The sequence below is a fragment of the Enterobacter sp. S-33 genome (assembly GCF_028735835.1).
In the GTDB taxonomy this organism is placed as follows: domain Bacteria; phylum Pseudomonadota; class Gammaproteobacteria; order Enterobacterales; family Enterobacteriaceae; genus Enterobacter; species Enterobacter vonholyi.
Map to the genome: position 1 here is coordinate 2025388 of NZ_CP117838.1, position 13683 is coordinate 2039070.

Sequence of the window (13683 nt, forward strand, 5' to 3'; positions counted from 1 at the left end):
CGTCTTAACGGACATCAGCCCGCAGGCGTATTATCTCAGACGTTTATGAAGACTTGCGCCAACCAGCAGCGCGGCGCACAGCATCAGCGCGATAAACCCGCCCACGCCGTTCCAGCCGTAGTTATGCCAGAAGACACCGCCGAGCGTCCCGGCGATGCTGGATCCCAGGTAATAGCTAAACAGATACAGCGACGATGCCTGACCTTTGGCGCGACGGGCGCGCGGTCCAATCCAGCTGCTGGCGACCGAATGCGCGGCGAAGAACCCTGCGGAGAAGAGCAGCATGCCGGCAAAAATCAGCCACAGGGAGGAGAAGAGCGTCAGCAACAGGCCGACCAGCATCATCGCCGTGAAGAACAGCATGACCGGGCCGCGGCCATAGCGTGCGGTCATCGCCCCGGCCTTCGGCGAGCTCCAGGTGCCGGTAAGGTACGCCACGGAAAGCAGGCCGACCACCGCCTGGCTCAGATGCCACGGCGAGAGCATCAGGCGGTAGCCAATATAGTTAAACAGCGTGACGAACGAGCCCATCAGCAGGAAGCCGGTCAGGAACAGGCGCGGCAGCCCCTTGTCGCGCCAGTGCAGACGGAAATTGATAAACAGCGTTTTCGGACGCAGCGATGTCGGGCGGAAATGACGCGATTCCGGCAGAATTTTCCAGAACATCAGGGCAGATGCCAGCGCAAAACACCCGATGACTGCCAGCGCAATACGCCAGTTAAAGAAGTCCGTGAATACCCCGCTCAGCAGACGTCCGCTCATTCCGCCAATCGAGTTCCCGCTGATGTAAAGCCCCATAGAGAAGGCAACAAAGCTCGGGTGGATCTCCTCGCTGAGATAGGTCATCCCGACCGCCGCCACGCCGCTAAGCGAGAGCCCAATCAGCGCGCGCATCACCAGAATACCGTGCCAGCTGGTCATCATGGTCGAGAGTAACGTACAGACCGAGGCCAGCATCAGCGCGGTTACCATCACCGGTTTACGGCCAATGGCGTCGGACAGCGGCCCGGTAAAGAGCAGGCCAATCGCCAGCATGCCGGTAGAAATAGAGAGTGAAACGCTGCTGCTGGCAGGCGATACGCCAAACTCATGGGAGAGAACGGGCAGGATCGGCTGTACGCAATAGAGCAGGGCGAAGGTTGCCAGACCGGCGGAAAAGAGCGCCAGCGTGACGCGCATAAATTGGGGAGTACCACGTTTAATGAACTGAACCGGCTGCGATGCTGCGGGTAAATCATTGATATCTCTGGCCGGATCGATATCAATAGTAGTTGTACGACTCACACAGTTTCCTTGCTTAAACATCCCCGTGATTTCTGGTGACGGGTATGACCACCTGTTAAGGGTAGGAAAATGTAAATATTCCGTCTAATATATTAATAATCTTAAATGATACTTTATAAATATGAATATCGAGCTGCGTCATCTCCGCTACTTTGTCGCCGTCGCCGAAGAGCTGCATTTTGGCCGCGCGGCGGCACGGCTAAACATCTCTCAGCCACCGTTAAGCCAGCAGATTCAGATCCTGGAGCAGCAGGTCGGGGCGCGCCTGCTGGCCCGCACCAACCGCAGCGTGAGCCTGACGGCGGCGGGTAAGCAGTTTCTGAACGACAGCCGACAAATTCTGAGCATGGTCGATGACGCCGCCGCCCGGGCAGAACGGCTCTATCTCGGGGAAGCCGGAGAGTTGCGCATCGGGTTTACCTCGTCCGCGCCGTTTATCAGCGCCGTCTCGGAAACCCTGTCGTCATTCCGCCGCCATTTCCCGGATGTTCACATTCAAACGCGCGAGATCAATACCCGCGAGCAGATTGCGCCGCTAAATGAAGGTTCGCTGGATTTGGGGCTGATGCGTAATACCCAGCTGCCGGACTCGCTGGCGTGGGAGGTGATCCTGCGCGAGCCGCTGATGGCCATGATCCCGCACGATCACCCGCTGTCGTCGCGTCCGGCGGTTTCGCTGGCAGAGCTGGCAAAAGAGCCGTTTGTCTTTTTTGACCCGCAGGTCGGAACGGGTCTGTATGACGATATCCTGGGGCTGATGCGCCGCTACGATCTTGCCCCGGTGATCACCCAGGAAGTCGGGGAAGCGATGACGATTATCGGCCTGGTCGCCGCCGGGCTGGGCGTCTCTATTCTTCCAGCCTCCTTTAAACGGGTACAACTGCGCGAAATGCGCTGGGTAACCATTGCCGAAGAGGATGCCGTTTCAGAGATGTGGCTGGTCTGGTCAAAACATCGAGAACAGAGCCACGCCGCGCAGCGTTTCAAACAGCAGTTGATGAACGCCTCCGCCGGGCAGCATTTTCAGGCAAAAGTGGGCAAAAATGTGCGGTAAATCACATGGCTAAGTAAATATTTGACGGCAGCCATACAAGTGCTTCACCATAGCCAACAGTTTATTTCGAAGCTCGAAAATAAGGGAGTACGAGGTGGTCGCGGATAGTCAGCCAGGGCATATTGATCAGATTAAGCAGACCAACGCTGGCGCGGTGTATCGCCTGATTGATCAGCTTGGTCCGGTTTCGCGTATCGATCTTTCGCGCCTGGCACAGCTGGCACCTGCCAGTATCACCAAGATAGTCCGCGAGATGCTGGAAGCGCACCTGGTTCAGGAGACGGAAATTCAGGAGCCGGGCAGCCGTGGCCGTCCGGCCGTTGGGCTGGTGGTGGAGACGGAAGCCTGGCACTACCTGTCGCTGCGCATCAGCCGCGGCGAGATCTTCCTTGCGCTGCGCGACCTGAGCAGCAAGCTGGTGGTGGAAGACCGTCTTGAACTGCCGCTCAACGCCGAGGAGTCGCTCCTTGAGGCGATTGTCTCGCACATCGATCGCTTCTTTATCCGCCATCAGCAGCGCCTTGAACGCTTAACGGCGATCGCCATCACCATGCCGGGCATTATTGATACCGAAAATGGTATTGTTCACCGCATGCCGTTCTACGACGATGTGAAAGAGATGCCGCTGGGAGAGGTGCTGAAAAACCATACCGGCGTGCCGGTCTATATTCAGCATGACATCAGCGCCTGGACGATGGCGGAAGCGCTGTTCGGCGCATCCCGCGGCGCGCGGGATGTGATCCAGGTGGTTATCGACCATAACGTCGGGGCGGGCGTGATTACCGATGGACGACTTCTTCACGCCGGAAGCAGCAGCCTGGTGGAAATCGGCCACACCCAGGTCGACCCGTACGGCAAGCGCTGCTACTGCGGGAACCACGGCTGTCTCGAGACCATTGCCAGCGTGGAAAGCGTGCTGGAACTGGCGCAGGTCCGGCTCAGCCAGTCCATGAGCTCCTCGCTGCACGGACAGCCCTTAACGGTGGATTCCCTCTGCGCCGCCGCGCGCCAGGGCGATCTGCTGGCGAAGGACATTATTACTGGAGTAGGGAATAACGTTGGCCGCATTCTGGCCATTATGGTGAACCTCTTCAACCCGCAAAAAATCCTCATTGGCTCACCGCTGAGCCAGGCGGCGGAAATCCTCTTCCCGGCGATCTCGGCCTGTATCCATCAGCAGTCGCTTCCCGCCTACAGCAAAAATATTGCGGTAGAAAGCACCCAGTTTTCCAACCAGGGCACGATGGCAGGCGCGGCGCTGGTCAAAGATGCCATGTATAACGGCTCGCTGTTGATCCGCCTGCTACAGGGTTAACTCTTTTCCGCTGATGTAAGAAAAATTGCGCTATCTCAAGCCGGGTAGCGTACGCATCCCGTAGACTTCCTCCACTGAATTATTTACCTGGTTTATATTTTCGAAGCATACCCAAGAGGTGGAGTGAGTCATGCTTAAGCGTTTCTTTGTTACTGGTACAGATACCTCTGTCGGCAAGACCGTCGTATCCCGCGCATTGCTGCAGGCGCTGGCAGCAAGCGGTAAACGCGTGGCAGGGTACAAACCGGTCGCAAAAGGCAGTAAAGAGACGCCAGAAGGATTGCGTAATAAAGACGCCCTGGTGCTGCAAAGCGTCTCGTCACTGGAACTGCCTTATCACGCGGTCAATCCCATTGCGTTAAGCGAAGAGGAGAGCAGCGTAGCGCACAGCGGCCTGATTAATTATCCCCTGTTGTCCGACGGACTGGCGAACCTGAGCGAGAAGGTTGACCACGTAGTGGTTGAAGGGACGGGCGGCTGGCGCAGCCTGATGAATGATTTGCGCCCGCTGTCTGAATGGGTTGTGCAGGAGCAGCTTCCGGTGGTAATGGTGGTAGGGATCCAGGAAGGGTGCATCAACCACGCGCTGCTGACGGCGCAGGCGATTGCCAATGACGGCCTGCCGCTGATTGGCTGGGTGGCAAACCGCATCAACCCGGGCCTGGCGCACTACGCCGAGATTATTGACGTGCTGAGCACCAAACTGCCTGGCCCATTAGTCGGCGAGCTGCCTTATTTGCCACGCGCCGAGCAGCGCGAGCTAGCGCACTACATCGATCTCTCTGCCCTCGGTGGCGTGCTGACCGTAGACAGAGTCGTGGCGTAACGTCCGCGACAATACGGACGCCACCACGCAGGCGACCAGCAGGCCGGGCAGTAAAAAATACTGTCCGGTCATTTCACAGACCATCAGTGCCGACATAATGGGCGCATGCGTGGTCGCGGCGAGTAGCGTTGCCATCCCTGCCAGCCCCAGCAAAATAGCCGTTTCAGAACCCGGCAGCCACAGCGCGAAAAGCTGTGCAAACAGCATGCCCGTCGCCATGCCGACAAACAGCGTCGGCGTGAACACCCCGCCCGGCGCGCCCGACCCGCTGCTCGCCAGCACTGCCAGCAATTTACAGATGAACACCCCGGCAATCACCGACAGCAGCGGCGGCGCGAGCAGAAAAGCCTGAACCACGCTGTAGCCGTTCCCCCACACCTTCGGCGTCAGAAGAGACAGCAGCCCAACGATCGTACCGCCCAGCGCTAATTGCCACGGCGGCGAAAGTTTGAGGCGCAGGAAAAGAGCGTGGCTGAATGCCATCAACCCCATCAGCAGCGGTCCGCAAAGCCCTGCCAGCAGCCCCATGGAGACCAGCAGGGCATAATCGGCTGCGGTGAGTGTGCCGCTCAAATGGACCGCGTAGAGCGTGCCGGTACCCGGCGCCAGGAGCTGCGTGGTGAGCAGCGCCACCACCGCCGCGATAATGACGGGGCCGAGCGAGGCCAGCATCAGGGTGCCAAACAGAATCTCCGCAATAAACAGGCTTCCGGCTAACGGAGCATGGTAGGCGCTGGCCATCCCGGCCGCGGCGCCGCAGGCGATCCATAACTTCCATTCAGATTTGGGCGTAAAGCGCCGGGCAAAAAAGGAGGCGGCGAGGGCGGCAAGCAGGATCATCGCCCCTTCACGCCCGATGGCGCTTCCGCTGGCGACGACCAGCAGTGAGGCAAGGGATTTAACCAGGCTGGCGCCGTAGTCAAACTGACCGTCGCCCGTCTCCAGCGCTTCCATGTAATCGGTAGGGGCATGAGGCCGCTGGGCGGTCAGCCGCTGCCATCCCCAGAGCAGCAGCCCGGCAGCCAGCCCGCCCAGCGCGGGCGTCAGCGCGCGCCGCCAGGGTGAGAGCGAGGCGGCGGCATTCACCAGGCTGCCGCTGTCGTTGCTGAGAAGCAGCCACTCCAGCAGATACATGCTGTGGCGGAACACCGCAACGGCCAGCGCGGCCAGCACGCCGGTGACGGTGGCAATCAGCAGTCGGCGAAACATCGCGCGGATGTCGGGGTACGTATGAAGACGTTGCATGAGTCGCGAGTAAACGGGGACGATACAATATTGTGGCGGCAAATCGCGGGGGTAGCAAAAGGTATGCGTGCGGAAAAGCCGGGCGATGCCCGGCCAGAAAGGTTAGCTGTCGGTGTGAATATTCAGCGCCCGGCGCGTACGACCTGAACTCAGATACTCGGCAATATAGTCCTGAGAAATCTCGCCGTTGTAGCGCCCGTCCTCATCTACGATCGGCATCCAGCTGGTGTTGCTCTCATACAGGCGTGACAGCACCACGCGCAGGTTGTCTTCCGCCTTGCCGGTCATGCGGAACGGATGCAGGATGTCGGCGCAGGTCCCGCTGGCGTTACGCGCTTCGCGACGCTTCACAAAGCCCAGCGGCTTGCCGTGCTCGTCGACTACGGTAATCGCGCGAATATCATTATCATCCATGGTCGCAAAGGCTTCGGGAAGCGGAGTAGAGCCCCGCACCGTAATGGTCGGCTGCTGGTCGGTGACGTCGCCCGCCGATACCAGCAGCAGGCGCTTCAGGGTGCGGTCCTGACCGACAAACGAGCCGACAAACTCGTTCGCCGGTTTCGCCAGCAGTTCATCCGGGCTGGCGCACTGCACGATTTTCCCCTGACGGAATACCGCGATACGATCGCCGAGCTTCAGGGCTTCGTCGATATCGTGGCTCACCAGCATGACGGTTTTTTTCAGCTTGCGCTGCATCTCCAGGAACTGGTTCTGGATCACCTCGCGGTTAATCGGGTCAACCGCGCCGAAGGGCTCATCCATCAGCAGCACCGGAGGATCTGCCGCCAGGGCGCGGATCACGCCGATGCGCTGCTGCTGGCCGCCGGACATCTCGCGCGGATAGCGATTCAGGAACTTATGCGGATCCAGTGCCACCATATCCATCAGCTCTTCGGCGCGGGTTTTACAGCGTGCTTTATCCCAGCCCAGCATGCGCGGCACAACGGTAATGTTCTCTTCGATGGTCATGTTCGGGAACAGGCCAATCTGCTGGATCACGTAGCCAATGTTGCGGCGCAGGGTGACGGTGTCCATCCCGCTGGTGTCTTCGCCGTTGATCAGGATCGTCCCGCTGCTTGGGGTAATGAGGCGGTTAATCATCTTCAGGGTGGTGGTCTTCCCGCAGCCGGACGGGCCCAGTAGCACACACATTTCCCCTTCGGGTACGTTCAGGTTGACGTTGTCGACGGCCTTAAAGGTCTGGCCGTGCTTCTGAGAAAATTGTTTGGTGAGGTTTTCCAGTTTTATCATTATCGAATCCCCTTCGGAGTCAGAACCACCTGCAGACGGTGCAGCAGCCAGTCGAGCACAATCGCTAAAAGACAAATCATCAGCGCGCCCGCAATCAGCATGCGAATATCGCTTCCGCCGATGCCGTTGAGCAGCAGCAGGCCCAGACCGCCCGCGCCGATCACCGCGGCAATCGCCATCACGCCGATGTTCATCACCACGGCGGTGCGGATCCCGCCGAAAATCACCGGCAGCGCCATCGGGATTTCGACCCAGCGCAGGCGCTGCCAGAAGGTCATGCCGATACCGCGTCCGGCTTCACGCAGGCCGGGCGGCAGGCTGTCGAGCGCCGTATGGGTGTTACGCACAATCGGCAGCAGCGAGTAGAGAAATACCGCCGTGATCGCGGGCAGGGCGCCAATTCCCTGACCGATCAGCGAAAACAGCGGGATCATCAGGCCAAACAGCGCAATGGACGGAATGGTCAGCACGATGGTGGCAATCCCCAGCACCAGCGTTGCCAGCCACTTGTGGCGAACAATCAGAATGCCCAGCGGTACGCCGATGAGAATGGCTAAGCCCACGGCCAGCGCCACCAGCCACAGGTGCTGCAGCGTCAGGGTTAGGAGGTATTCCCAGTTGTCCAGAATGTAGTGAATCGTCTCCATAGCGCCTCCTAGAGCAGCTGTTTGCTACGCAGGAAATCGCGGGCGACCTGCTGCGGTGACTGATGGTCGATATCCACCTTCTTGTTCAGCTCGGTGATAACGTCGTTGTTGAGCTGGGCCGAGAGGGTGTTGAGCGCCTCTTCCAGGCCGGGGTTGGCCTCCAGCGTGTCTTTACGCACCACCGGCGTCACCGCGTAGCTCGGGAAGAAGCCTTTATCATCTTCCAGCACCTTTAGGTCGAAGCCCTTCACGCGCCCGTCGGTGGTATAAATCAGCCCGGCGTCGACGAAGCCGTCGCGCACCGCGTTATAGACCAGACCGGGGTCCATCTGACGGATCTGCGGGCGGTCCAGGTCCATCTTGTAGGCCGCCTGAAGCGGCTTCATGCCGTCGCTGCGTCCGGCAAATTCCAGGTCTAAGCCCAGCAGCCAGTTTTTGTCCGGATCGGTTTTACGGACCTGCTCAATCTTTGCCACCATCTCCGACATGGTGTTGATATGTTCCGCCTCTGCGCGCTTGCGCTGCATGGCGAACGCATAGGTGTTGTTCATGTCGGCGGGCTTGAGCCAGACCAGACCGTGCTTCGCGTCCAGGCGTTTCACCGTCTCGTAAGACTCTTGGGGCGACATGCGCTTGTTGATGTGGTTAAAGATGATTAATGACGTGCCGGTGTACTCCCAGGTCATATCAATCTGCTTGTTGATCATCGCGTTGCGGGAGATCACCGTGGCGATATTGGTTTGCGGCTGCACCTGGAATCCTTTCTTCTGCAGGTACTGCACGGTCATCGCCGAGAGAATGTGCTGCTCGGTAAAGCTCTTGGTCGCCAGAATCAGCGGGGCCGCGATGGTCTGGCCGGTGAACAGCGCCGCGGCACACAGCGCCGCCAGGCCGGATATCAGTCTCATAAAGCTCCTTGTTATTGTTATCGGGGGAGATGGGGACTCATCACGCGACCCAGCGCCGCCAGCAGGGTATCGAGGATCAGGGCGAACAGGGCGGTGGCCGCCGCGCCGAGGATCAGGGTCGGGAAATCGTTCAGATAAATGCCGGGGAAAATTAGCTCGCCGTAGCTGCTGGCGCCAATCAGGAACGCCAGCGGCGCGGTACCAACGTTAATGGCGGTCGCAATGCGAATGCCGGAGAGCATCACCGGCCAGGCGGCTGGCAGCTCAACCTGGCGCAGACGCTGCCATTTGGTCATCCCGATGCCGTTTGCCGCTTCCAGCAGCGACGGCGGGACCGAGCATAGCCCGGCATAAGTATTACGCACGATCGGCAGCAGCGAGGCGAGGAATAGGGCGATAATGGCGGGCTTATCGCCAATGCCGATCACCACCATCGCCAGTGCCAGCACGGCCAGCGGCGGCAGCGTGTTGCCTACGTTGAAGATTTGCATCACATATTCGGCGGTACCTCGCGCGGCCGGGCGGCTCAGCAGAATACCCGCCGGAATACCCACCAGCAGGGCAAAGAACATTGATGAGAAAACCAGAATCATATGCTGTTGCCCGAGATAGATCAGGTCAACCTGACGCGCTCTGAGGGTCTCCAGCCCGATCCCCCAGACGAGGAGGGCGAGAACCACGATAATGGCGCCGACAAACAGCAGCGAACGTTTGAGTAAAGGGTGCATTGCGGTGTGTCTCCCTGTGCGCATGCGTTATAGCAACCACCGGTTGCCTGTTGTTATGCCATGTTTCGGCAGGGGTATTTCACCTATAGCAAGCGTTTGGGAAGGGTTCCAGCGAAGGGGTAAAATCAGTAACCCTATGAAAACAGTGACAACCTTAAGCCAGGCCTTACGGCGTAAGGCCTGATTGTGTGGCGGGCAGAATAGTCCTAAAGCGAATTTTTAGATGTGACAACGTCACATCTAAAGAGCTCTTACACTGAAAACATGGCATTATCTTCATAGAGTGGCACGCACTCGTCGAACCCGCGACGAGACGGTGATAATTGATACCACGGCGACAACCGCAAGCATCAACCCCAGCGCCAGCATGGCGTTGAAGCCAATCCATCTGAACAGCAGCAGCCCCGCAATACCGCCCGTAATGAATGAAAATAGGGTGGTTAAGTGGGTTTTTAGCTGGCTTTTTTGCGCCGCCGTATCTTTGGAGTAATCCCTGCGCAGCATCGCCACCATGACGGAGGCCAGGGAAATCCCCGCGTCCGTTAGCGTGCCGGTAATGTGCGTCGATCTTACCCGTCCGCCGGAAAGTTGCGTGGAGGTGGAATTATGAATGCCCATCAGAAAGCAGAGAAAAAGAATAATCTCGCGATTGCTGGTGAGCGCATGGAAATACATTTCGTAAAAGGAAACGCCGGTCAGTAATATCCCCTCGACAAAAAGGATTTGGCAAAAAACCAGCCTGACGTTATGGATAATACCCCATATGACGATCGTGCGCGCAATAATGGCGCCAGCCACAAAAGAGAGAATTATCGAGCCGAAGAAAATAATATCGCTCAGATCGGTAGAAGAAACTTCGCTGGATAATTGTGAGGTGTTGCCGGTCATGTGTGAGGGGAAAAAGCCAAATGCCCCGAGGGCGATGGCGTTCAGCAAACCTGCTGAGGTCGCCAGCCAGAGAGCAAGCCGGCGATCCTCCTGATGCGTTCGTTCTTTTTTGAGTTTAATCAGCAAGAATACCTCCGGGTTGAGCTTTGCCTGACTATTCAGGCTAGCAAAGCGGTGCAACGGGCTGTCCAGGATATGGCTTAATTATTATTCCCTCTGGCGACAATCAGGGTTTCGTAATTAAAAAAACAGCCTCGTTGCGGTATTCATTCAGGCATTAAGTTTTACACCATGCCGTTATTGCCGTGACGCAAAAATGCCGGACGCTGGTTAAGGCGCTCGAACCAGGCCTCAATGGCGGGCACGTCTGGCTTATCAAACGGCGTCATTTTCCAGCGATTCACCGACAGCCCAAGCACCACGTCAGCGAGGGTAAACGTCTCGCCCGCTGCAAAGGCCCCGGTGCGCTGCAGCTGTTGTTCCAGAATGGTGATGCAGTGGTTCCACTCCTTGATTCCTGCCGCAATACGCTCGGGGTCGTTAAAGGCCGGGTTTTTACGCCCCAGCGCCGGGAAGACATAGCGCCAGGCGTTGTTAAATTCAGTGGCCTGCCAGTCCATCCAGCGCTCTACGTTGGCACAGGCCTGCGGTTCTGCGGGCAGCAGATCGTGACGTTCGGCCTTGCGCGCCAGATAACGGCAGATGGAATTGGACTCCCACAACACGAAATCACCATCAATCAACACCGGCACCATGGCGTTGGGGTTCAGTGCGCGGAAGGCATCCGTTTCCGTCGAGGCAAAACCGCTGCCGTAATCTTCCTGCTGATAGGCTATGCCCGCTTCTTCGCAGGTCCAGAGCACTTTACGAACGTTGATGGAGGTGGTTTTGCCGAGGATGGTGATCATTGCGCAGGTGTCCTTTAGAGGAATGAATTGTCTAAAAACAATACACCCGTTGTGCGTCAGAGGCTGGGGCAAAATTTGGTGGGGGCAGCTGAAGGTAGTAGTGCGAAGCACTTTCGGAGAGCACTTCGCAGTCTAAAACTGATTTAAACAGGCTGTTGGCTAGAGTGGCTGGTGTAGAAACTTATACCGTTTCCATCCGGATCCTGCAGGGAAAAATAATGATGTCCAAATAGCGTTTCCTGCGCAATTTCCTGAGCTGAATATCCCTTTGCGATGAGGCCAGTTCGATACGTTTCAAGTTCCGATCTGGAATGGCCCGCGATCATGAGATCAATTTTTTCTGCAGCAAAATCTGGCCGCTGACCAACGCGGCTGATATGCAGACTCTGCGTTTCAGGCACATCCTTTTCGGTCAACAACAAATGGGTGCCGCCGCGTAACTCAATAATCGCCATGCCCGGAAATTTGTCGAGCGCACGCAGGCCTAGCCCCTGGTAAAATGCATAGCTGGCATCAACATCGTTCACTTTCATCACAAAATGTGCGAGTGCTGCAGAGGGTAATAATTCATTCATTTTCTTGCCTTTCATAGGTTTATCAGGGAATGAACGCATTGCAATCTTGTCGGGCAAGGCTTGCAGTGCTAATGTGACTGGCCAGTCGAAAACATTATCCGACTGATCAGTCGAATTAAGCAAGGGGAAATCGTGACGCGCAAAAAAGAAATCGATCGGGAGCAGGTTTTAGATGCTGCTGAAAGCATCATCCTTGAGTCTGGAGGGCGCGTATTTACGCTGGATGCCGTCGCGGAACGTGCTGGCATCAGTAAAGGCGGCCTTGTGTATACCTTTTCATCAAAGGATGGCCTGATATACGCCGTGCTTGAGCGCGAAGTGACGCGTTTCCAGCAGGCAGTCGGTCAGCGTCTTACAGCTACCGCCGCAGGGCCACGAGAATTAATTCTTGCACACATCGAGGAAGCACTGGAGGAAGAGGATGCTGTAACACAGATGGCGGCGTTTCTTATTACGGCTCTCGTGCATGCGCCAGGTATGCTGGCGCCCGTTCGCAACCTGTATCGCACACTCCTCGAACCGCTACGCGAGGCTGGAGAGGATATGGCCGATGTCAGGCACGCGTTTCTCGCTGTAGAAGGCATATTCCTGCTACGCGGACTGGGGCTCGCTGATATCCCGGCAGGCGAAATAAAATCGGTATTGCGTCACGCGCGTGAAATGATTTTGGTGGCGTTGGCACGAACCTGCTGAGACAATACAATAAAAGCACCTGTTCAATAGATGCTTTTATTCAGAAAATATGTCTTAGATTTTGCCCAGCAGAATATTCAACATGCGGCGCAAGGGCTCCGCCGCTCCCCACAATAGCTGATCGCCAACCGTCAGAACCGAATATATTGGATCGTTGTTGAGAGACATTTTCTTGTAACGGCCAATACCAACCTGAAGCGAACCGCTGATATAAGCCGGGGTCAATTTACTGACGCTTTCAACCTTGTTATTGGGCACATAGTTAACCCAGGGATGAGAATGCGTCACTAACGCTGCAAATTCTTCTTCGCTGACGTCACGCCTGAGCTTCATGGTGATTGCGGCGCTGTGGCAGCGTATCACGCCAACACGAATACACAATCCATTTACCGGGATCGCACCAGGAGACAAACCAAGAATTTTGTTTGTTTCGGCTTCACCTTTCCACTCTTCACGGCTATTACCATCCCCTAAATCGCTGTCAATCCACGGTATAATGCTGCCCATTAAAGGCGCGCCGAAATTCTGTATCGGCATGTCAGCGCTGTTAATTAACGCACTGACTTTATTGACTAAAGGCAGCACTGAACCTGATGATGCCAGTTCATCAGAGGACAAATGCTCACTGATCCAGGCACTTTGAACAATTAATTCCCTGACATATTGCGCTCCCGCACCTGATGCAGACTGATAGGTCATAACGCTCATCCATTCGATCAGGTCAGCCTTAATCAACCCTGCCAGCCCCATAAGACTCAGCGTGATGGAACAGTTGCCACCGACAAAAAGTTTAATTCCCTCTTTAACGGCACGATCAATCGTGGGGCGATTGACGGGGTCGAGAATAATGCAGGCTTTCTCATCCATCCGTAGCGCTGAGGCCGCGTCAATCCAGTAGCCTTGCCAGCCACAATTAATCAAAGCAGGATAGATTGCTTTTGTGTAATCACCGCCCTGACAGGTAATGATGATATCCATTTCGGCCAGGTCACTGATGGAATTAGCATCTTTGAGTGTATAGCTGACGCCGCCAATGACTGGACCGGCGGCCCCGGCGCTTGAAGTACTGTAAAAATGCGCTGAGATATCGTCGAAGTCGTTCTCTTCGACCATTCTCTGTAATAAAACAGAACCAACCATTCCTCGCCAACCAACAATACCAACCTGCTTCATTTGTTTAGCCTTATCAACGTTACAAGAATGTTAATTTTCGCAGCAGGTTATATCTCATCCAAACATGAAGATCACTACGAACTGCAGCTAATTCCTTCATTATTAAAATGTTTCATAAGACATCAGCAATATTTATACCTGATGAAGCCATCAGTTAAAAAACGATCGCAGGCATGACGTGCAATGAC

General features: G+C 56.4%; 14 protein-coding genes. 4 read left to right on the forward strand and 10 right to left on the reverse strand.

The window, feature by feature from the left end; genetic code table 11:
• Nucleotides 1-30: 30 nt before the first annotated feature.
• On the reverse strand, nt 31-1284 hold the full coding sequence (locus PUP35_RS09605) for an MFS transporter (protein WP_111965727.1): 1254 nt from the start codon (nt 1282-1284) through the stop codon (nt 31-33).
• A gap of 121 nt (nt 1285-1405) precedes the next feature.
• On the opposite strand from PUP35_RS09605, the gene PUP35_RS09610 reads away from it, so the two are divergent.
• The 3 genes from PUP35_RS09610 (at nt 1406) to bioD (ending at nt 4479) form a co-directional block, all read left to right on the forward strand.
• On the forward strand, nt 1406-2338 hold the full coding sequence (locus PUP35_RS09610; protein WP_127730601.1) for a LysR family transcriptional regulator: 933 nt from the start codon (nt 1406-1408) through the stop codon (nt 2336-2338).
• 94 nt (nt 2339-2432) lie between these two features.
• Complete coding sequence (mlc, locus tag PUP35_RS09615; RefSeq protein ID WP_111965729.1) at nt 2433-3653, forward strand: sugar metabolism global transcriptional regulator Mlc; 1221 nt, start codon at nt 2433-2435, stop codon at nt 3651-3653.
• A 130-nt stretch (nt 3654-3783) separates the two neighbouring features.
• Complete coding sequence (bioD, locus tag PUP35_RS09620) at nt 3784-4479, forward strand: dethiobiotin synthase (RefSeq protein WP_115874916.1); 696 nt, start codon at nt 3784-3786, stop codon at nt 4477-4479.
• On the opposite strand, the gene clcB is transcribed toward bioD, so the two are convergent.
• The 8 genes from clcB to PUP35_RS09660 all read right to left on the reverse strand — a co-directional run bounded on the left by clcB (nt 4414) and on the right by PUP35_RS09660 (nt 11752).
• Nucleotides 4414-5724 (reverse strand): voltage-gated ClC-type chloride channel ClcB, encoded by a 1311-nt coding sequence (gene clcB / locus PUP35_RS09625; RefSeq protein WP_115874917.1) that lies wholly within the window; start codon nt 5722-5724, stop codon nt 4414-4416. The two genes, bioD and clcB, sit on opposite strands and share 66 nt — an antisense overlap.
• 102 nt (nt 5725-5826) lie before the next feature.
• Complete coding sequence (osmV, locus tag PUP35_RS09630) at nt 5827-6975, reverse strand: osmoprotectant ABC transporter ATP-binding protein OsmV (protein ID WP_149366791.1); 1149 nt, start codon at nt 6973-6975, stop codon at nt 5827-5829.
• Nucleotides 6975-7622 (reverse strand): osmoprotectant ABC transporter permease OsmW, encoded by a 648-nt coding sequence (gene osmW, locus PUP35_RS09635; protein WP_274243018.1) that lies wholly within the window; start codon nt 7620-7622, stop codon nt 6975-6977. Before osmW ends, osmV begins: the two co-directional genes overlap by 1 nt.
• Nucleotides 7623-7630: 8 nt before the next feature.
• Complete coding sequence (osmX, locus tag PUP35_RS09640) at nt 7631-8530, reverse strand: osmoprotectant ABC transporter substrate-binding protein OsmX (RefSeq protein ID WP_274243020.1); 900 nt, start codon at nt 8528-8530, stop codon at nt 7631-7633.
• 17 nt (nt 8531-8547) lie between these two features.
• Entirely contained in the window at nt 8548-9258 is a 711-nt protein-coding gene (osmY, locus tag PUP35_RS09645; RefSeq protein WP_274243022.1) for an osmoprotectant ABC transporter permease OsmY, read from the reverse strand.
• A gap of 276 nt (nt 9259-9534) precedes the next feature.
• On the reverse strand, nt 9535-10272 hold the full coding sequence (locus tag PUP35_RS09650) for a YoaK family protein (protein ID WP_274243024.1): 738 nt from the start codon (nt 10270-10272) through the stop codon (nt 9535-9537).
• Between the two features lie 158 nt (nt 10273-10430).
• Nucleotides 10431-11054 carry a glutathione S-transferase family protein gene (locus tag PUP35_RS09655; RefSeq protein WP_045910392.1) on the reverse strand — a complete coding sequence of 208 codons (624 nt, stop codon included), beginning with the start codon at nt 11052-11054 and terminating at the stop codon, nt 10431-10433.
• A 143-nt stretch (nt 11055-11197) separates the two neighbouring features.
• The gene (locus PUP35_RS09660) at nt 11198-11752 is read right to left on the reverse strand and encodes a VOC family protein (protein WP_274243027.1); all 555 of its coding nucleotides are present in this window, start codon (nt 11750-11752) and stop codon (nt 11198-11200) included.
• A gap of 9 nt (nt 11753-11761) precedes the next feature.
• Here PUP35_RS09660 and PUP35_RS09665 point away from each other — a divergent pair, with 9 nt between their 5' ends.
• Nucleotides 11762-12322: a TetR/AcrR family transcriptional regulator gene (locus tag PUP35_RS09665; RefSeq protein WP_252092830.1), complete on the forward strand. Its 561-nt coding sequence runs from the start codon at nt 11762-11764 to the stop codon at nt 12320-12322.
• 54 nt (nt 12323-12376) lie between these two features.
• Here PUP35_RS09665 and asd read toward each other — a convergent pair whose 3' ends face one another.
• On the reverse strand, nt 12377-13495 hold the full coding sequence (gene asd, locus PUP35_RS09670) for an aspartate-semialdehyde dehydrogenase (RefSeq protein WP_111965739.1): 1119 nt from the start codon (nt 13493-13495) through the stop codon (nt 12377-12379).
• Nucleotides 13496-13683: the final 188 nt, after the last annotated feature.

Coding starts and splice junctions, on each gene's coding strand:
- PUP35_RS09610 (WP_127730601.1), top strand. CDS start 1,406: ATGAATATCGAGCTGCGTCATCTCCGCTACTTTGTCGCCGTCGCCGAA.
- bioD (WP_115874916.1), top strand. CDS start 3,784: ATGCTTAAGCGTTTCTTTGTTACTGGTACAGATACCTCTGTCGGCAAG.
- clcB (WP_115874917.1), bottom strand. CDS start 5,724: ATGCAACGTCTTCATACGTACCCCGACATCCGCGCGATGTTTCGCCGA.
- osmV (WP_149366791.1), bottom strand. CDS start 6,975: ATGATAAAACTGGAAAACCTCACCAAACAATTTTCTCAGAAGCACGGC.
- osmW (WP_274243018.1), bottom strand. CDS start 7,622: ATGGAGACGATTCACTACATTCTGGACAACTGGGAATACCTCCTAACC.
- osmX (WP_274243020.1), bottom strand. CDS start 8,530: ATGAGACTGATATCCGGCCTGGCGGCGCTGTGTGCCGCGGCGCTGTTC.
- osmY (WP_274243022.1), bottom strand. CDS start 9,258: ATGCACCCTTTACTCAAACGTTCGCTGCTGTTTGTCGGCGCCATTATC.
- PUP35_RS09655 (WP_045910392.1), bottom strand. CDS start 11,054: ATGATCACCATCCTCGGCAAAACCACCTCCATCAACGTTCGTAAAGTG.
- asd (WP_111965739.1), bottom strand. CDS start 13,495: ATGAAGCAGGTTGGTATTGTTGGTTGGCGAGGAATGGTTGGTTCTGTT.